The 18,986-nt window shown below is 66.0% G+C and carries 18 protein-coding genes; 8 read left to right on the top strand and 10 right to left on the bottom strand.

The genetic code is table 11. The annotated features are described in order from the left end of the window. Positions 1 to 46: 46 nt before the first annotated feature. From MOM01_RS01460 to MOM01_RS01440, 5 genes are all read right to left on the bottom strand, one after another. Complete coding sequence (locus MOM01_RS01460) at positions 47 to 751, bottom strand: SDR family NAD(P)-dependent oxidoreductase (RefSeq protein ID WP_241383607.1); 705 nt, start codon at positions 749 to 751, stop codon at positions 47 to 49. Then, complete coding sequence (locus MOM01_RS01455; protein WP_241383606.1) at positions 748 to 1,554, bottom strand: TauD/TfdA dioxygenase family protein; 807 nt, start codon at positions 1,552 to 1,554, stop codon at positions 748 to 750. The genes MOM01_RS01460 and MOM01_RS01455 overlap by 4 nt, the downstream gene beginning before the upstream one ends. A gap of 53 nt (positions 1,555 to 1,607) precedes the next feature. Further along, the gene (locus MOM01_RS01450) at positions 1,608 to 2,147 is read right to left on the bottom strand and encodes a hypothetical protein (RefSeq protein WP_241383605.1); all 540 of its coding nucleotides are present in this window, start codon (positions 2,145 to 2,147) and stop codon (positions 1,608 to 1,610) included. Between the two features lie 68 nt (positions 2,148 to 2,215). Next, entirely contained in the window at positions 2,216 to 2,686 is a 471-nt protein-coding gene (locus tag MOM01_RS01445) for a hypothetical protein (RefSeq protein WP_241383604.1), read from the bottom strand. Between the two features lie 43 nt (positions 2,687 to 2,729). Continuing rightward, positions 2,730 to 4,118 (bottom strand): aromatic ring-hydroxylating oxygenase subunit alpha, encoded by a 1,389-nt coding sequence (locus MOM01_RS01440; protein WP_241383603.1) that lies wholly within the window; start codon positions 4,116 to 4,118, stop codon positions 2,730 to 2,732. A 349-nt stretch (positions 4,119 to 4,467) separates the two neighbouring features. Here MOM01_RS01440 and MOM01_RS01435 point away from each other — a divergent pair, with 349 nt between their 5' ends. The 4 genes from MOM01_RS01435 to MOM01_RS01420 all read left to right on the top strand — a co-directional run bounded on the left by MOM01_RS01435 (position 4,468) and on the right by MOM01_RS01420 (position 9,380). Beyond that, positions 4,468 to 5,103, top strand: coding sequence for a TetR/AcrR family transcriptional regulator (locus MOM01_RS01435; RefSeq protein WP_241383602.1), 636 nt, complete (start codon positions 4,468 to 4,470; stop codon positions 5,101 to 5,103). A gap of 18 nt (positions 5,104 to 5,121) precedes the next feature. Next, entirely contained in the window at positions 5,122 to 5,916 is a 795-nt protein-coding gene (locus MOM01_RS01430) for an LLM class F420-dependent oxidoreductase (protein WP_241383601.1), read from the top strand. A gap of 28 nt (positions 5,917 to 5,944) precedes the next feature. Beyond that, entirely contained in the window at positions 5,945 to 7,168 is a 1,224-nt protein-coding gene (locus tag MOM01_RS01425; protein WP_241383600.1) for an alpha/beta fold hydrolase, read from the top strand. A gap of 127 nt (positions 7,169 to 7,295) precedes the next feature. After that, a complete protein-coding gene (locus MOM01_RS01420; protein ID WP_241383599.1) occupies positions 7,296 to 9,380 on the top strand; it encodes a PhoX family protein in 2,085 nt (694 codons plus the stop codon). Positions 9,381 to 9,402: 22 nt separating this feature from the next. On the opposite strand, the gene ggh is transcribed toward MOM01_RS01420, so the two are convergent. Together ggh and MOM01_RS01410 are read right to left on the bottom strand one after the other, a co-directional pair. Then, positions 9,403 to 10,740, bottom strand: a complete 1,338-nt coding sequence (gene ggh / locus MOM01_RS01415) for a glucosylglycerate hydrolase (RefSeq protein ID WP_241383598.1) — start codon at positions 10,738 to 10,740, stop codon at positions 9,403 to 9,405. 159 nt (positions 10,741 to 10,899) lie between these two features. After that, complete coding sequence (locus tag MOM01_RS01410) at positions 10,900 to 12,069, bottom strand: LLM class flavin-dependent oxidoreductase (protein ID WP_241383597.1); 1,170 nt, start codon at positions 12,067 to 12,069, stop codon at positions 10,900 to 10,902. 166 nt (positions 12,070 to 12,235) lie between these two features. Between MOM01_RS01410 and MOM01_RS01405 the strand changes: the two genes are divergently transcribed. Genes MOM01_RS01405 through MOM01_RS01395 form a run of 3 tightly spaced genes read left to right on the top strand, consistent with a single transcriptional unit; the run spans position 12,236 to position 15,516 of the window. After that, positions 12,236 to 13,552, top strand: coding sequence for an MFS transporter (locus MOM01_RS01405; protein WP_241383596.1), 1,317 nt, complete (start codon positions 12,236 to 12,238; stop codon positions 13,550 to 13,552). 24 nt (positions 13,553 to 13,576) lie between these two features. Next, a complete protein-coding gene (locus tag MOM01_RS01400) occupies positions 13,577 to 14,476 on the top strand; it encodes a spermidine synthase (RefSeq protein ID WP_241383595.1) in 900 nt (299 codons plus the stop codon). Positions 14,477 to 14,487: 11 nt separating this feature from the next. Further along, a complete protein-coding gene (locus tag MOM01_RS01395; RefSeq protein ID WP_241383594.1) occupies positions 14,488 to 15,516 on the top strand; it encodes a pirin family protein in 1,029 nt (342 codons plus the stop codon). Between the two features lie 4 nt (positions 15,517 to 15,520). Here the strand turns inward: MOM01_RS01395 and MOM01_RS01390 are convergent, their stop codons facing one another. Next, positions 15,521 to 15,796 carry a putative quinol monooxygenase gene (locus tag MOM01_RS01390; protein ID WP_241383593.1) on the bottom strand — a complete coding sequence of 92 codons (276 nt, stop codon included), beginning with the start codon at positions 15,794 to 15,796 and terminating at the stop codon, positions 15,521 to 15,523. Between the two features lie 87 nt (positions 15,797 to 15,883). On the opposite strand from MOM01_RS01390, the gene MOM01_RS01385 reads away from it, so the two are divergent. Further along, positions 15,884 to 16,507, top strand: coding sequence for a class I SAM-dependent DNA methyltransferase (locus MOM01_RS01385; RefSeq protein ID WP_241383592.1), 624 nt, complete (start codon positions 15,884 to 15,886; stop codon positions 16,505 to 16,507). Here the strand turns inward: MOM01_RS01385 and MOM01_RS01380 are convergent. Together MOM01_RS01380 and MOM01_RS01375 are read right to left on the bottom strand one after the other, a co-directional pair. Next, positions 16,504 to 17,946, bottom strand: coding sequence for a flavin-containing monooxygenase (locus MOM01_RS01380; RefSeq protein ID WP_241383591.1), 1,443 nt, complete (start codon positions 17,944 to 17,946; stop codon positions 16,504 to 16,506). The two genes, MOM01_RS01385 and MOM01_RS01380, sit on opposite strands and share 4 nt — an antisense overlap. A gap of 4 nt (positions 17,947 to 17,950) precedes the next feature. Continuing rightward, a complete protein-coding gene (locus MOM01_RS01375) occupies positions 17,951 to 18,961 on the bottom strand; it encodes a PHP domain-containing protein (protein ID WP_241383590.1) in 1,011 nt (336 codons plus the stop codon). Positions 18,962 to 18,986 lie beyond the last annotated feature (25 nt).

The following is an 18,986-nucleotide window of genomic DNA, read 5'->3' as shown; positions in this document are numbered from 1 at the left end:
CCCCGCCGTGCAGTCGGCGAGGCCGGTCGTGTCGGAGCCCGGGGCTTCAGGTATTGCGCCCGCCGTTCACACCGAGGATCTGGCCGGTGATGTACCCGGCTTCGCCGGAGGTGAGAAACGAGCACGCCGCCGCGATGTCTTCGGGACGGCCGGCCCTGCGGACCGGGGTGCGCAGGATGTGCTCGTCGACAGTTCCGCCGAGCAGTCCCTTGCCCTCTGCACGACGCAGCATCGGGGTGTCGACGAAGCCCGGCGGCACCGCATTGACAGTGATGCCGGACGGCCCGTACTCGAGTGCCAGTGATTTCGTGAGGCCGTTGACGCCGGTCTTCGCTGCGACGTAGGCCGACATGAACGGTTGCCCCGAATGGGTACTGGACGACGAGATGTTGACGATGCGCCCCCAGCCGGCATCGAGCATGTCCGGCAGTACCGCTTGGGTGCAATGGAATACACCGTGCAGATTGACGTCGAGTGCGCCTTCCCACTCTTCGAAGGTCAGGTTGAGGAAGCGCTTGTAGACCTCGACCCCGGCCCCGTTGACAAGGATGGTCACCGGGCCGAGCCGGTCGCGTACCTGCATGAGCGCTTCGTCGATCTGCGCACGGTCGGTGACGTCGACGGCGAACTCGAGTTCACCTCCGGAGGGCCGGATATCGAACACGGCCACCTGATGGCCGTCCTTACGCAGTCGCTCCGCAACCGCCTGCCCGATTCCGGACCCCCCTCCGGTGACGACAGCAGTCCTCACGACCATGCCTCGTCGCCGACGATCGTGGTGCGCTGCATCAACCTGGGGGAGTCGGCGTCGTAGCGCTGCGCGCGATGCAGCATCCCGGTGTTGTCCCACATGACGAAGTCTCCGACCTCCCAGTCGTGCAGATACGAGAACTGCTTCTGCGTGGTCCAGGCCAGTAGGTCGTCGAGCAAGGTGCGACTTTCGTCGGGATCCATGCCGACGATGTGATCGGCGGTAGCGCCGATGACGAGCGACCGCCGCCCGTCACGCCGCTTCCACACCAGCGACGATTCGTGCTCGGGCAGGGTGCGCCAGAACGCAACCTGCTCGTCGGTGGGATCCGGATAGACCGTCCTCTGCGCCGCCTCGAAAGAATGGACCACGCGGAGCCCCTCGTAACGCTTCTTCTCGTGCTCCGGCAGATATTCGTAGGCCGCGTAGGTACTGGCGAACTCCGTACCGCCTCCCTCCTCCGCCACCTGCCGCGCGGTGAGGGTGGTGGCCTTGGCCGGGATGTCGTTGGTCGTGTCGTCGATGTGCCAGCTGAAGGTTCCCTCGAGGTACTCTGCGGCAACCGTTTTCGCCGGGTCGAGCGAGACCGTCATGATCTCCTCGTTCGGCAATGGTGTGACGAGTTCCCCGAAGTGGCGGCTGAACGCGATCTGCGTCTCGTTGTCGAGGTTCGCTCCGCGGATGAGAACGACTCCGCGCCAGCGCAGTGCTTCGGCGATGCGAGCGACGGCGATCTCGTCGTCGAGGCTCTCGATTCCTCTGAACTCGGTGCCGAACAGGGGAGTGATTGCTACGGACTCCATGTCGGAGATGTCCTTTCGTGCAACACGAGAAGTCGGGTTTCGGCTCGGGGATGTCAGACGGTGACGCCGGCCCGCTCGAGACATGCGGTCAGGGCATCGAGGTACTCGGCATTGCCGTGGAACGGTCCGCTCCTGCCGATCGCGACGTCGAGGAACGGTCCGTACTCGTCGTTGACGTGCGTTTCCCAGCGGGTGATCTCACCGAGGTCGTTCGTTTCGATGAAGCTGTAGGAATAGAAGCCCATGACGGTTCCGTCGGTGGCGGTGCCCTGCCACCGCGTCTTCATCACCAGTCCGTTCGCGGCCGGCCAGTACTTGAAATCGGCCGGCTTCCAGTCGGGGAAGGTGAGGGAATACGCCTTGGCTTCCATCGTGGCCGCGCGACCGGTGTCGGCGAGGGCCTCCTTCATCAGGATGACCTCCTCACCCGTGAAGTAGGGGGAGGTGTAGATCGCGTCGTCCGCGAATTTCCAGGCATCCTGGCCACTTTCGTCGACGTACTCCTCACCTTCCTGTACGCCTTGACGCAGATAGGCGTTGCCGTACGCCTTCGCCATCCGAGTGTGGTGTGCGATGCGCTCGTCGATGTTCACCGATGTTCTCCTGAAGGGGTCGTGTGTGGGGGAGATCCGGCCCCCGACGAAGGGGGCCGGCCGAGAAGTCATTCCGAAATGCGTACGTCCTCGTAACTGCCGAGCATCGCGTTGTCGGGCAACGCCATCTGCAGGTAGACGTCGATGCGGCGGATCTTGTCCGCCTCGTCGAACTCGTAGACCGACACGGAGTTCACGACGTTGCTGAAATCACCGACACTGCTGCGTTCCTCCAGTTCGAGGAAGACCAGGTCGGGGGTTTCGGTGACGCGTTTGAAGACACCTTCCCACTGGGAGGCGGAGGCCCAGCCGGTCAGGAAGTCGACGTACTCGGTCCAGTTCATGACCTCTTTGAAATTGCCGACCCGAACGAATTCGTCGATGGCGACGAGTTCGGCGAGCGGCGCCCAGCTCTCGGTCGTGAAGCCGGGCTCCTTGGCACGATCGACCAGCGACTTCGTGATCAAACCGTACTCGAGTACCGTGCGTGCACGGCCTGTGTGATCGTCGATGACATCGGCGATGTCGCGCAGTTCCATTCGTATGTCTCCTTGAGCTGGTCAGGCGTCGTGAACAGGCAGATCACGAACGGGAGGATGCGGCGAGGTATCTGTCGAGAACCGAATGGAAGTGGGCCACGACTACTTCCTCGGACACGAGCATCATGTGATCGAGACGCTTGTTGCGCAGGCCTCGTTGCTGCCTGGGCATCTGTTCGTAATCCTGTTGCAGTGCCAGGAAGTACTTGAACTCGCCGGGTGCCTTCACCTCGATGGGTTCGGCACGGAGAGCGTCCTTCATCTCGTCCGGCAGCCACATCAGGCTGATGATCTGCCAGACACACCGGTTGGGATCGCCTCCGGGGTCGGGCTGCGCGAGGATGACGGTCGCTTCACCGGCACGAACGGTCATGAAGAAGTTGGGAAACAGGACCCAGCCGTGGTTGTCGCTCATCTGAGCGTCCGTGAGTCCACTGACGTCCAGGCCCGCTTCCGTCAGGACCTCGCGCGTGGCCTTCTGCAGGATCGTCCGCGCGGTGACCCCCTCGGGGAACGTGAGCGCCTGCCCTTCGACCCGGTATTCGTCGACGAGTTCGTCGAATCTGGGGAGTACACGCATGAGGGACGGGAAGGTCTCGGGAAGTTCGTGGATTCCGTCGACCTGTTCCTGTGGACCGTACTTCGCAGCGTTCGCGACCTCGAACGGCGAACAGGCGACCGAATGGCGATCCAGGAGCCGGTATCGGCTGGCTTCGGATTCGATAGTGATCGCCCGCAACAACTCCGGGTGGATTCCGGAGATGTGGTAACCCTCCGAGAAGGCGTCCACCACCACCTTCCAGTTGCAGTCGAGGGCTTCCCGCACGTCCATCACGGTGACCATCTCGTCGAGCCGATACGGCGCGAGCATCTCGAGTACCTCGGCCCCGAGGTAGTCGTCGAGGGGTTCGGCATCCGGGTCGGGGTTGAGGAAGACGAAGCCGGCGCAAGTGTCGACCGAGACCTGGAGCAGGGAGTTCTCGGATTTGTCGATGGGATCGAGGGCCTTCTCGTGCAGGATGCCCCGAAGAGTTCCGTCCAGGTCGTAGGACCAGAGGTGGTACTGGCACAGGAAGCGCTTGGAATTTCCGCTCCCGGTACACAGAGGATTGCCTCGGTGCCTGCACGCGTTGACGAAACCGCGTATGCGGTCGTCTTTTCCGCGAACGATGATGTACGACTGGTCGAAGAGCGTGAAGACCTTCCAGTCACCGGCTGCCGGGAGATCCGCCACCCGCCCGACGACCTGCCACACCTTCTCCCAGACGGCCTCGCGTTCGCGTTCGTGGATCTCCGGCGACACGTAACGGTCGGTCGGGATCTTCATGTTGTAGCGGCCCGGTTCGATGTCGGCGAGCCCTTCGGCGGTCTCGACCCAGCTTCCGGGCAACCCGGAAGGATCCCGCTCGGTGCGGGGTTGTGTGGACGTCATGATGCTCGTACTCCGTTCACGTGGACGACGCAGTGCTGTGAGTCAGAAGTGAGTCAGATGTGAAGCAGCAGGCAGAGTGTGGGCGTGAGTCGGCGGGACACCGTCGCGAAGACACCGATCGGGATCCGTTCGGCACGCGCCGCGGTCGATCCGGAACAAAATCAATCACGTGATTGATTCCATATGATGCAGCTCACACCGAGGCGTGTCAATGGGCCCTGCCGGCTATCTCGAATCCCGATTCCTCCTATGGAGAGCGCCGTTTCTGCCGTGCGCCGGAGACCGCACCCGGCACCTGCGGCCGAGACATGCCATGCTCGACAGCAACTACCAGCCCCTCGGAGGTGTCGTGCCGTCGACCTCAGCGCATCTGGGCAGGCCCGTCGGGGCCCGGAGCGACGAAACGCGGCGCCGCATCCTCGCCGCCACCATGCGCTGCGTCGCGGAGGTGGGGTACTCGGGAGCCACGATCCGAGAGATCGCGCGCACCGCCGATATCACCAGCGGCACTCTCTACCACTACTTCCCCAACAAGGGAGAGCTCGTCCGGGCGGCATTCGCGGAGATCGCCGATGTGGCGCTGCCCCGGCTCGCCGCCGCGGCCGACGGAGTCGACGGCGTTCTGGACAAACTGATGGCGGTACTCGACGAGGGCGCCGCGCTGGTGCAGGAGAACCCGTACGCAGTCGCCTTCGACCGTGCGCTCCGGAGCGAGGGTGCGGCCTCCCTCCGACTGGACGAGGACAGCGACATGATCTTCGTATCGTTGCGGCAGGTGGTCGCCGGGATCGTCGAGCAGGCCCGCAGCGAGGGCATGCTCCACACCGATGCGGACCCGAGCGGGACCACCGACGCGATCTTCGCCATGCTTCGAGGCCTGTACGACCACGCGGCCACCGCCACTCCGGATCAGTATGTCGCGACACACCACGCGATCGGCCTGCTGATCCGAGGTTCGTTGTTCGGCGGCGCCCGGCGGGCGTGACCCCATAACGTGGAATCCATGACACGCCCCATTCGCATCGGACTCCAACTGCAACCCCAGCAGCAACCCGACTACGGCGTCATCCGCGACACCGTGCTTCGCGCCGAGGACGCAGGCGTCGACATCGTGTTCAACTGGGACCACTTCTACCCGCTCTACGGCGACCCCGACGGCGCCCACTTCGAATGCTGGACGATGCTCGGAGCCTGGGCCGAGCAGACCGAACGCGTGGAGATCGGAGCCCTCGTCACCGGCGGCGGATACCGGAATCCCGATCTCCTCGCCGACATGGCACGCACCGTCGATCACATCAGCGGTGGCCGTCTCATCCTGGGGATCGGCTCGGGCTGGTTCGAACGGGATTACGACGAGTACGGCTACGAATTCGGTACCAAGGGCTCCCGGCTGGACCTGCTCGCGGAGTACATGCCCCGGATCACCGGTCGTCTCGGAAAACTGAATCCTCTGCCCACCCGGCACATTCCGATCCTCATCGGCGGTGGTGGCCCGAAGAAGACGCTGCCGCTGGTGGCAAAATACGCCGATATCTGGCACAGCTTCGGTGAGATGGACACCCATGCCGAGAAGTCCGAGATTCTCGCGCAACGATGCGCCGAGGTCGATCGTCGACCCGAGGACATCGAACGGTCCACCTCGTGGCCGGGGGTCGAGGCGGCACCGTCCTACGTCGAACTGGGCATCACGCAGTTCACCGTGGGCGCCGGTGGCCCCGACTACGACCTCGGGGAGTTGCGGGAAGCGATCGCATGGCGGGACGAGAACTCGGCGACGCCGTTGACGGGCCTCAGCTGATCGTCGTCGTCAGTACCATCGGTGGTGCATGTCGAACGCACCATGGCTTCCGCTCTGCACCGCCGGCGACTGGGACGACAGTCGCCGGCGGCAACGTCTCCGCGACACCCGGACCGGCCACGGATGGGTCCGGTTCGGGCGGCTCCGACGCGCCCTCGCGCGCACGGCGCTCGCCGCGCTCCCACTCCTCACCCTGTTCACTCAGTACTGGGCCTGGGACGTCGCGCCGGTCCGCGAGCGACTCGCTCTCACCCAGCCGCAGATCCATCCGATCTACGACGCGGCATCGAGGGCGGACCGCGACACGGCCGTCGTCGACCTCGTAGGACTCGGCAATCTCGACGCCACCGACACCGCCGCCGCACTGCCCGCACTGCGCGAACTCGGGCAGGTATGGGCTGTGGAATACGACAACAGCGGTCTCGACACCGCCGTCGTCAGCCGCCTGATCCAGGAACAGGCAGCCTGGTCCGGAATCGAGAACATCGTGCTCACCGGACACAGCATGGGCGGAATCGTCGCCCTCGAGGTCGCCCAGCATCTCTATCAGGACACCTCGCTCGAGGTGACGGGAGTGATCCTGGACTGCACTCCGCTCGACCTGCACGCCGTACGTGCCGACGCACGCGACACCGGTGAGGAGCTGCTGCGCTGGATCGGCTGGCTACCCGGCGCGCGGGAGAGTCGCACCCTGCGGGTGCTCGTCGAGGTCGCCGCCCGGAAGGATCGGTTCGTCGTGCCGTCCGACAGGTGGTACCGCCGAATCGACTCCGACGAGTTGCGGAAGGCCGGAAGCGAAGTACTGCACGACAAGATCTTCTCCACGAATGCCGCGAGCAACGGCCTGATCGAATCGCAGTTCCGGGCGATCGTCGCATCCGGTGCGGCCGACAACCTGAACGCCCTCTCCGAGGAACGCGACGACAAGATCCGTCCGGCCATGGTGTTCCTCCGGCCTCGGAATCCGCTTGCCGACAACGTCGTCGACGTCGAGTACAGTCGCCGGATCCTCGTCGAGAGGTCCGGCGGGGCCGACGGCACGCTCCTGGTGTCGAAACTCGACCGCACCGGACACGCGAATCCGATCCAGGCCGCGGAGTCGTACAACAGGGCGATCATCGACCGGGTGGTGCCCTTCGTCGACGCGAGACCGGGAGAGATCGACGAGGAGGATCGCTCGTCGGACGAGTCCCCCGACGAACGTCCCGGCGTGCGTCCCGTCGTGGACCTCGACCGCATCACCCCGGGCTGACGTACTCCCGTTCACGAACCTGCGTCCTACGGTCTCCGAATCCTCACCGCGTGTTCACCTTCTCGTTCCGATCGGCTCGCCTGCCACTCCTACGGTGCCGGTATCGATCCGATTCCGAGGAGTGACCGTGTCCCGTAGAACTCTGCCGTTGTTCGTCACGCACGACGGTATATCGTCCCGTTCCGACATCACCTGCAAGTACAAGTGCGGTGATGCCTGTTCGCACGCCGTCCCCAACACCTCGCCCGGCGAGTACTTCGGTGACATCGTGCGTACCGCCCTCTCGCGCCGCGGAGTTCTGCGTGGAGGCGCCATGGCGGTGCTCGCCGTGGGTGCAGGGGGCGTCCTGACGGCCTGTGCGAACGATTCGGCCGCCGCCCCGGTGAGCGACGGTGCCGCGGCCGGAGCCGGTGACCTCGGGCCGGTGCCCGACGGCACGAACTTCTCGCCGGTCGCGCCGAACACCGACGACGCGGTGACCGTGCCGGACGGCTACGAGCAGGAAGTCGTGATCCGGTGGGGCGATCCGGTACTACCCGATGCACCCGCCTTCGACATCGGCAACCAGACCGCGGCGGCGCAGGAGAAGCAGTTCGGATTCAACAACGATTTCGCCGGCCTGCTCCCGGTGGACGGATCGCCCGACACCCATCTGCTCGTCGTCAGCCACGAGTACACCACCGAGCCGTTCATGTTCGCCGGCTACGACGCGGACGATCCCACCGAGGAACAGGTACGTATCGGCATCGCCGGCCACGGCCTGTCCGTCGTCCAGGTGAGGGGTGAGCCCGGGACCGGGCGCCTCACACCGGAATTCGGACCGTACAACCGGCGGATCACCGGCACCACGGAGTTCCTCGTCACCGGCCCGGCCGCCGGTAGCGATCTACTGAAGACCACCGCCGACCCGACGGGCACACGGGTCGCGGGCACGTTGAACAACTGCGCCGGCGGCGTCACACCCTGGGGCACCGTGCTCTCGGGCGAGGAGAACTTCGACCAGTATTTCGCCAACGCCGACACCGTGACCGACCCTGTCCTCGCGGAACGTCTGGCCCGGTACGGAGTCGAGGGCACGGAAACCGAACGCAAGTGGGAACGCTTCGACCCGCGCTTCGACATCGCAGCGGAACCCAACGAGGTCAACCGATTCGGGTGGATCGTCGAGATCGACCCCTGGGACGCGACGTCGGTGCCGGTCAAGCACACGGCACTCGGGCGCTTCAAGCACGAAGCGGCCACCATCCACGTCACTGCGGACGGCACCGTCGTGGCCTACAGCGGCGACGACGAGCGTTTCGACTACATGTACAAATTCGTGTCGTCGAGGAAGATGCAGAACGGGAACTCCCGGGCTGCCGTGCGGCACAACATGACCCTTCTCGACGCCGGGACGCTCTACGTGGCGAAGCTCACCGGCGATCATCCGGACGCGATCGACGGATCCGGAAAGCTCCCCGAGGGCGGGAAGTTCTCCGGCACGGGGGAGTGGATCCCGTTGCTTCGCGCGAACGAGGACGGCAGTGCCGAGTCGCTGGTCGACGGCATGAGCGCGGAGGAAGTCGCGGTGTTCACGCGCCTCGCAGGCGACAGGGTCGGCGCGACCAAGATGGACCGGCCCGAAGACTTCGAACCCAATCCTGTCACCGGCAAGGTCTACGTCGCCCTCACCAACAACACCAAGCGCGGCGTCGACGGTGCCGCGCCGGCCGACGAAGCGAATCCGCGCGTGAACAACAAGAACGGACAGATCCTCGAGATCGACGACGACCACGCCGGTAGGTCGTTCACATGGACACTGCTGCTCGTGTGCGGAGACCCGGACGAGGCCGACACCTACTTCGGTGGATTCGACAAGTCGCAGGTCAGCCCGATCTCGTGCCCCGACAACCTCGCGTTCGACACACACGGCAACCTGTGGATCTCCACCGACGGCAATGCGCTCGGTTCCAACGACGGTCTGTTCAGCGTCGTCCTCGACGGACCTCGGCGCGGGGAGACGAAGCAGTTCCTCAGCGTGCCGGTCGGGGCGGAGACCTGCGGTCCGATCGTCCAGGACGATCGGGTCGTCGTGTGCGTACAGCACCCCGGCGAGACGGACGAGTCCTCCTGGGCGTCGCCTGCCTCGCACTGGCCCGACGGAGGTGCTTCCCAGCCCCGTCCCGCCGTGGTCGCGGTGTGGAAGTCGGGCGGCGGGCGGATCGGGATCTGACCCTCGCAGGCGGCGGCGCCTCCTATCCGAGCCAGTCCAACACCGATGCGGCAGTCCACGATTGCTGCATGCTGCCGAGCGGGTCGCCGGTGAACGGTTCGTAGTACTCGGCGAAGCTGCCGTCGCTGGCCTGCCGGAGTCCTTCCGCACGCAGGACGTTCGCCCGCTCGGCCCACCCACGGCGGGCGAACGCCCACGAGAACAACCAGGTCATCACCGGCCACACCGGCCCACGCCAGTACTCCCGAGACCGGAAGTCACCGGACACCGGCGAGGTCGACGGCGGCACTGCATAGCGCAGATCCGGATGCCCGCAGAACTTCGGGCCTTCGAAGGTGCGCAGCAGTGCCCGTTCGGCCTGCCGGTCCAGGCCACCGCACAGCAACGGCGCGAACATGGCGAGAGTGTCGGTGGCAACCCATTTTCCACTGCGCAGATCGAAATCCTTCGCAGCACCCGTACGGGGATCGGTCGTGTCGACGACCCCTCGCCGGAACCGTTCGGCCCACGAGTAGAGCTCGCGCACATCGGAGTTGGGGCGTGAATGCTCTTCTCCGATGGTCGCGAGCACATCGCACGACAGTGAGAAGACCGCACTGACGAAGACGTCCTCGACCGCGAAGCTCATGGCCTTCGCCAGCACACCGTCGTCGTAGCGGGCGCTCTTCATCTCTTCGAGCAGCCACAGATAACGCGCGTACTCGCGGTCGGTGGGCCGCTGGTCGGGATCGGCGACGTGCTCGAGATCCTCCCGGTGGAAGGCCGGTACGGGACCGGCGACGACATTGGCGTACGCCGCGTCCCAGCGCGGAGAATTGTCCATCCCCGATTCCCACCCGTGGTACAGCGCGATCCGGCCGTTACCGTCGAGGTCACGGGCGTGGGCGAGCCACCGGTGCCACCGCACCAGATCCGCCCATCTGCGATCCAGGAACTCCTCGGCGACGGCACGCGTCGACCGGCCGTGCCGTCGTGAATGCTCGAGAATCCGCTGCACCGCGATGGCGTGCACCGGCGGCTGGGTGATACCCGAGGTCCGTACCCGGGCGGGTGCATGCGCAGCCAGTTCGGACACCGCCCAGCGCGCCGGTCCGGGGAAGTATCCGTCGACCCCGTTGGCGAAGACGATGTGCGGGATCATCCCGTTCTTCCACTGCGCCGACAGCAGGGTGTCGAGTTCGACGACTGCACGTTCGACGCTCAGCGGAGCGAGCCCCACAGCGACGAAGGCCGCATCCCAGCTCCACATGTGCGGATAGAGCTTGGGAGCGGCACTCGTCATGGTGCCCAGGTCGTTGCCCCGCAACAGGTACGCCGCGCGCGCGGCGAGCTGTGTGGGCGTGAATCCTCGGTCCGGCATCGTCCCATTCTCGACCCTGCTGCCGAATCCGCACGGGAAGGACCGCAGCTGTAACAGCGACGACACATTCGGTGCGGTGCGGTGCGGTCGGTGTGCGCGACCGCGGTGCGGTCAGTGTGCGCGACCGCGGTGCGGTCAGTGTGCGCGACCGCGGTGCGGTCAGTGTGCAGAGGGTAGGAAAGCGGTCGAACCCGAGAGCTCGCCCGCGCTGGGGGCAGCCGGGGCGACGAGTCCTCGGCGTTCGAGAACGGGACGCACCCCCTCGCCGAAGCGGTACGCCTCCTCGAGGTGCGGGTAGCCCGAGAGCACGAAATGGTCGAGTCCGATCGCGGCGTACTCGGCGATACGATCGGCGACCTCCTCGTGGGAGCCGACGAGTGCGGTACCCGCACCGCCACGGACGAGACCGACACCCGCCCACAGATTGGGGGAGACCTCCAGGCTGCGGGCGTCCTTGCTGCCCTGATAGGCAGTGCCACCGCCGTGCAGCTCGACCATCCGCCGCTGCCCCTCCGAACCGGATCGGGCCAGACTCTGCTGGGCCTTCTCGATCGTCGCAGGATCGAGCGCGGAGAGCAGGCGATCGGCCTCGGCCCACGCCTCCTCCGAACTGTCGCGGCTGATGACGTGCAGGCGGATGCCGTAGTCGAGGGTGCGTCCCTGGATGTCGGCGAGGCCACGGATCCACGCGATCTTGTCGGCGACCGCGGCAGGTGGTTCGCCCCAGGTGAGATAGGTGTCGCAGAACTGCGAGGCGACGGTGCCGGCCGCAGGGGAGGAGCCGCCGAAGAACAGCGGCGGCAGCGGATCGGGGATGCGCTGGAGCTGTGCGTTCTCGACCCGGATGTACTCGCCCTCGAAATCGACGGGACCGTTGCCGGCCCACAGACGCTTCAGCACGTCGAGATATTCGCCGCAGCGCGCGTACCGCTGGTTCTTGTCGAGGAAGTCGCCGAAGGTGCGCTGTTCGTGGTCTTCCCCGCCGGTGACGACGTTGAGGAGCAGACGTCCCTGCGACTGCCACTGGAAGGTCGCAGCCATCTGCGCGGCCAGGGTGGGGCTGATCAGACCGGGACGCAGGGCCACGAGGAACTTGAGCGACTCCGTGGTGTCGATGAGCATCGCGGTGGTCAGCCATGCGTCCTCACACCACGCGCCGGTGGGGGTGAGGACCGATTCGAATCCGCTCGATTCCGCCGCCGCGGCGATCTGGTTCAGATACCGCAGGGTGGCCGGACGATCGCCCGCCATCGAACTGCCGTGACCGCCGGCCATCAGGTTTCGCGAGTCGCCGTAGGTGGGCAGGAACCAGTGCATATGCAGAGACAAGACGAAGTCCTCGCGTCGACGACAGGCAGAGCGTGGAGTCCACAACATCAGGCCTCGCGGGGACCGGGCAACGGTTGCGATCAGCATGATCCGAACCCGTGTGCCGGCGCGACCGAGGTGGTTAGCGTCGGCGGGTTACGAGCCGTCCACCACCGGGAATCGAATCATGACCACGCTGTCGCAGCCCAGTTCCGCGCCCGAATCCGATCTCGAGCGCCGCAAGAGATTACGCACTGTAGTCGCAGCCAGCCTGCTCGGAACCACGGTGGAGTGGTACGACTTCTTCCTCTATGCCACGGCCGCGAGCCTCGTCTTCAACCAGTTGTTCTTCCCTGACCAGAGTTCGTTCGTCGGGACGATGCTCGCATTCGCGACCTTCGCCGTCGGTTTCGTCGTCCGCCCGATCGGCGGTGTGGTCTTCGGCCACATCGGCGACCGCATCGGCCGTAAGAAGACCCTCGCTCTCACGATGTTCGTCATGGGCATCGCCACGGCACTGATGGGGGTGCTGCCCACTCACGCGCAGGTGGGTGTGATCGCACCGATCCTGCTTCTCCTCCTGCGCATTCTGCAGGGCTTCGCCCTCGGTGGCGAATGGGCCGGAGCCGTCCTGCTCGCGGTCGAGCACAGCCCGGAGAAGAAGCGCGGCCTGTTCGGCAGCATTCCCCAGGTCGGGCTCGCACTGGGTCTCGCGCTGGGCACCGCGGTCTTCGCGATACTGCAGGTGGTCTTCGACGAGGAACAGTTCCTGTCGTACGGCTGGCGGATCGCATTCCTGTTGAGCCTCGTCCTCGTCGCCGTCGGCTTCGTCGTGCGCTTGAAGGTCGACGAGACTCCCGCCTTCCGCGAGGTGCAGGAACTCGCGAAGAAGTCATCGGCTCCGCTCGTGGACGTGTTCCGTCCGGGGGTGCGCCGCAGCACGGCACTGGGGCTGCTGTCCCGGTGGGGTGAGGGCGCTGCGTTCAACACGTGGGGCGTGTTCGCCATCACCTACGCCACCCGGGACCTGGACTTCGAGAAGGTGCCGGTGCTCCTCGTCGTCACCTTCGCGGCGCTGGTCATGGCCGCATTGCTCCCTCTCTCGGGTCTGCTGGTGGATCGCTTCGGTGCGAAACAGGTCTACACGGTCGGCATCGCGGCCTACGGGGTCGCGGTGTTCCCGGCCTTCGCATTGTTCGGTACGAACGACCTGCTCTGGTTCACCGTCGCGATGGTCCTCGTGTTCGGTGTCGTCCACGCTCTCTTCTACGGGGCACAGGGAACGCTGTACGCGAGCCTGTACCCGGCGGAGATCCGGTACACGGGCCTGTCCGTCGTCTATCAGTTCTCGGGCATCTACGCGTCGGGTGTCACACCGATGATCCTCACCGCACTCATCGCCGTGGCCGGCGGTCCATGGCTCGCCTGCGGTTATCTCGTGGCCACCTCGGTGATCAGTGTGATCGCGACCTCCATGATCCGCACGCAGGATCTTCGGCTGTGACGGGACGGTACTAGGCTCGTCCGCATGAGCAGGCAACGAGGTGGCCGCGCCGCGTCGTCGCCGCGCAAGGACAGGCCGGGCGCATCGGGCGGTCCCGCCGAAGGGCTGTACGACATCGACACGGGTACGTGCGAGCTGGTCAAGGACGGCTATCTCGCCGACGGGTGGGTGCTCGAGATCAACGGAGTGCCCAGTTCGCACATCGATCTGAGCGATCCGGGACTGCTCGAGTTCGAGTACATGCGGTGGATCGCGATGCTCGTCGAGAGCAGGTTCGACGTCGACTCGCGGCTGCGGGTGCTGCATCTCGGTGGGGGTGCGTGCACGATGGCCCGCTACTTCGCAGCGGTCTACCCCGAGGCGCGGCAGGTGGTCGTCGAGATCGACGGCCGACTCGCCGAACTCGTGCGCCACTGGTTCGACCTTCCGCGAGCGCCGCTGCTCCGTATCCGGGTCGGGGAGGCCCGGCAGGTCCTCACGTCGCTCTCCGACGGTACGCGGGATGTGATCGTGCGGGATGTCTTCGCCTACAGCCGCACTCCCGTCGCGCTCACGACCGTCCAGTTCACGCGGCACGCACGACGTGTGCTCGCCCCCGGTGGTGTCTACGTGGTCAACTGCGGTGACTTCCGCGATCTGACCGTCGCCAAGCGCGAGGCCGCGACGATCGGCGAGGTCTTCGAGCACACCGCGATCATCGCCGATCCCGCGATGCTCAAGGGCCGCCGCTACGGCAACGTCGTCATCGCCGGCAGCGACCTGCCTCTCGGTGATTCGCCCGCACTGGCCCGCGACCTGCTCGGCGGCGCCGTACCCGCACAGATATGGCAGGGCGAGCAGGTGCTGAAGTTCGCCGCCGGAGCGCGCGTGCTCGACGACAGCGAAGCCACGACACCGCCCGGAACAAAGAGCACCGGCACGTAGTTGCACCGGTCATGACCTCTGCAGCCTCCACTCCGGTACTCCAGGTGTTCCGGCTCGGTTCGCCCTGGCAGACGATCGATCCGTTCCTGTTCGTCGCGCACCACCGCGATGCGTACCCGGCGGGCAACGACGACCTCGGACCCGCCGCATCGCTCGACGGCCGGCCGTTGGGGCAGGACTTCGGCAATCCGTCGGGTTGGAGCATGTACCACGGCACCACCGTCCCGGGCTTTCCCGGCCACCCGCATCGCGGTTTCGAGACGGTGACCTTCGTGCGGTCCGGATTCGTCGATCATTCCGATTCGGTGGGGGCCGCGGCACGTTTCGGCGACGGCGACACCCAGTGGCTCACCGCCGGCAACGGGATCGTCCACAGCGAGATGTTCCCTCTGCTGAACAAGGATTCCGGCAATCCACTCGAGTTGTTCCAGATCTGGCTGAATCTGCCGGCCGGATCGAAGACCGTCGAACCTCACTTCTCCATGCTGTGGAACGAGGACACCCCCATCGTGACCGCCGTGGACGGGGAGGGGAGGACGGTCTCCGTCCGAATCCTCGCAGGCGAGCTGGACGGCTCGAATCCTCCTCCGCCCCCACCGAATTCGTGGGCGTCCCGGCCCGACACCGATGTGGCGATCTGGAATGTCGATCTCACGCCGGGCGCCCGCTGGGAGCTTCCGGCCGCTCGTGGTGAGAACACGCAGCGGGTGCTCTACGTGTACAACGGTTCTCCGGTACGGATCGGCGACCGCACGATCGAGTCCGGGCACGGTGTCGTCGTCGACGCGTCGGTGCCGGTCGACATCACCGGTGGCGACACGGGAACGCAGATACTGATGCTGCAGGGACGCCCGATCGGCGAACCGGTCGTCTCCTACGGTCCGTTCGTGCTCAACGACGAGGCGGGTGTCCGCACAGCATTCGAGGACTACCGCCGCACCGGTTTCGGTGGATGGCCGTGGAACAGCGACGGGCCGGTGCACGATCGGGACGCGGGCCGGTTCGCACGCTATCCGGACGAGCGGCTCGAGGAACGCTGAGTCGCTACGCGTCCGGGAGGCGATAGTCGGACACCGCCGTCGAACGAATCCACCGGGCCTGATCGTCGTCGGGGCCGCTGCCGCGGAAGTCGTCGAGCTGCGCCTGCGACTCCCACCGTTCGTAGACGTAGATCCGGTCCGGTTCGAGCAGATCCGCGGTGACGGCGAAGTCGAGGCAGCCCGGCGTTCTGCGGGCCGCCTCGACGACGGCTTCGCAGTTCGTCAGGTAGGACTCGCGCCGTCCGACGTCGACGGTGAGATGCCCTGCAACGATGATCATGGTTTCCCCTACCGTGGTGCGTGGGTCGTTTCCGATACGACCTGCGAACGAGGCGGAATTCATCGCTCTCCGTCGTAGCATCGCGTGGTGACCCAGCCCGGATACGACGCTCTCGCCGATCTGTACGCCGAGATGTTCCCCGATCCGTACCTCACACCACTCGAGCGTCACGCCGTCGCCACGTTCGCCGAGACGGTCCGGCGCAGTGCGTTGCGCGGGATCGTTCTGGACGTGGGGTGCGGCACCGGGGGCGTGACGGCGGACCTCACCGGGGCCGGTCTCGAGGTCGTCGGTGTCGATCCCAGCGTCGAGATGCTGCGCATCGCCCGCGCCGGACATCCCTCACTGCGGTTCGTCCGGGACGATGCGCGGCTGCGCTCGGACGAGCTCCGCACCGCAACCCCGATCGCGATCATCGCGAGGTTCAGCTTGATCCACGTGCCCCCGTCCGAGCTCCGGACGGTGCTCGACGTCTGGTCCGAGAGGATCCCGCCGGGCGGGACGGTCCTGATCGCCTGCCAGACCACCGACACTCCGGGCGAAGCCGAATTCGACCATGCCGTCGCACCCGCCTGGCGCCGGCATCCCGACCATCTGTCCTCGATGCTGGCGGAATCCGGTTTCGACGAGGTGTGGCGGATGATCAGCCGTCCCGACGCCGACCATCGCTTCCCCGACGTCCATCTCGCGGCGCACCGCCGGCGCAGCTAAGGGGTGAACACCATCGACTCGTCGATACGCCCGAACCGCATCGTGGGGAGGTCGAGCAGATAGTTCTGCCGCATCAGCCAGGGACTGCGCGAACCCTGCTTGGGCAGTGAGCCTTCCGCCCGGTGGATGTAACCGGAGTCGAGACCCAGCAGCGGTCGCGTGCGCCCGTCTCCCGAATAGGACGGAACCGCCGATCGATACCCCCGGCGTCGCATGTGCCGGAGCACACGGCACACGTACAGGGACGCGAGGTCTGCGCGCAGCGTCCACGAGGCATTGGTGTAGCCCACGCACATCGCGGCATTGGGCACGCCCTCGAGCATCGTGCCCCGGTAGATGAATCTCTCCGAGAGGTCGACCTTCTCACCGTCGACGACGAACTCGACACCACCCGCAGGCACCAGCCTCAGACCGGTTGCCGGAATGAGTATCTCGGCCTCGAGTTCTCGACCGGATCCGAGCCGCACCCCCTTCTCGGTGACGGTGTCGATCCGGTCGGTGACGATCTCGGCCGACCCGCTGCGCAGGGTCCGGAATAAATCGGAGTCGGGCACCACACACAGCCTCTGGTCCCACGGGTCGTAGCGCGGGGTGAAATGCGGGTCCACCGGCACGGCACCTCGCAGCCTCCGCGCGGTGAGCGTCCTCAGCACCCGCCGCGCGAGGGACGGGAATCGTCGGCAGAACTGGAAGAAGCCGAGATTGGTCACCACGTTCTTCGTCCGCACGACACGATGGGCGAGATCGTCGGGAAGGACACCGCGTATCCGTGCGGCGATCGCATCGTGCTCCGGCAACGACATCACATAACCGGGGGAGCGCTGCAGCATCGTCACGTGCTCGGCCTTCTCCGCGAGTGCGGGCACGAGGGTCACCGCGGTGGCACCGCTGCCGATCACCACGATCTTCCTGCCCTCGTAATCGAGGTCGTCGGGCCAGAACTGCGGATGCACCACCCTGCCCGCGAAGTCCTGCAGACCGGGAATGTCGGGGAGGTAACCGGATTCGTAACTGTAGTACCCGCCGCACAGATAGAGGAAGGTGCAACCGAGCTCCTCGACACCGCCGGCGGTCGACACCCGCACGGTCCAGGATGCCCGCTCCGACGACCAGGACGCGTCGATCACCCTGTGACCGAATCGGATCCGTCGATCGATACCGAATTCGGAGGCGGTGTCGCGGATGTACTGCAGGATGTCGGCGCCGTCGGCGATGGACTTCTCCCCCCGCCAGGGCCTGAACGGATAACCGAGGGTGTACATGTCGCTGTCCGATCGAATTCCGGGATAGCGGAACAGATCCCACGTGCCGCCGATCGCGTCGCGACTCTCGAGAATGACGTAGTCGAGTTCCGGGCACTGCGTCTGCAGTCGATAACCGGCGCCGATACCGGACAGTCCGGCCCCGACGATCAGTACGTCGACGTGTTCCACGTGCATCCCCCTACCTGTCGGTCCACGCCAGCAGGTCGCCGACCTCCCAGGTGTTGATCACCTGCTCGGGTTCGACGCCCCGCTCGGCGGCGCGTTCGCAACCGTACCCGAGCCAGTCGAGCTGTCCGGGTGCGTGCGCGTCGGTGTCGATGGAGAACAGGCACCCGGTCGCGAGGGCGAGATCGATCAGACGTGACGGCGGGTCGCGTCGTTCCGGCCGGCAGTTGATCTCGACGGCGGTGTCGTGATCGCGGCACGCGGCGAAGACCGAGTCGGCATCGAACGTCGATTCGGGCCGGCTTCCACGGCCACCGGCGACGAGCCGTCCGGTGCAGTGCCCGAGTATGTCGACGTGTGGGTTCGCCACCGCACGGACCATCCGTCTCGTCATCGCCGATCGATCGGCCCGCAGGTCGGAGTGCACACTCGCGACCACGACATCGACCTCGGAGAGCAGGCCCTCGTCCTGATCGAGCGAACCGTCGTCGAGGATGTCGACCTCGATCCCGGTGAGAATCCTTGTGCCCTGGGCAGCCTCGTTGAGCGTCGCGACGATGTCGAGCTGGGAACGCAACCGCTCCGCACTCAGTCCGTTCGCGACCTTCAGCCGAGGGGAGTGGTCGGTGAGCGCGAAGTATTCGTGTCCGATCATCGTCGATGCGACTCGCTGCATCTCGTCGATGGGACTGCCACCGTCGGACCAGTTCGAATGGGTGTGCAGATCGCCGCGCAGCGCCTCGAGCAGATCCCGCGCACCGCGACCGATCGGTTCGGCCTCCTCACGCAACTGCACGAGATAGGCGGGTTCCCCGTCGAACGCCTCGCGGACGACGGACGCGGTCTTCTTACCGATGCCGGGCAGGTCGGTCCACGAGTCCGTTCTGCGCAACACCTCGCGCCGGGCGTCGCTCACCTCGGCGAGCACCTCGGCCGCACGTCGATAGGCCTGCACCCGATAGGTGTCGGCATGCTCGCGTTCGAGCCAGAAGGCGACTTCGCGCAGTGCGTCGACCGGGTCCACCCCTCCATTGTGGCCACCGGGCCTC

Source organism: Rhodococcus sp. CH91 (genome assembly GCF_022554085.1).
GTDB lineage: Bacteria > Actinomycetota > Actinomycetes > Mycobacteriales > Mycobacteriaceae > Rhodococcus.
This window is presented reverse-complemented; position numbering and strand designations above follow the sequence as displayed.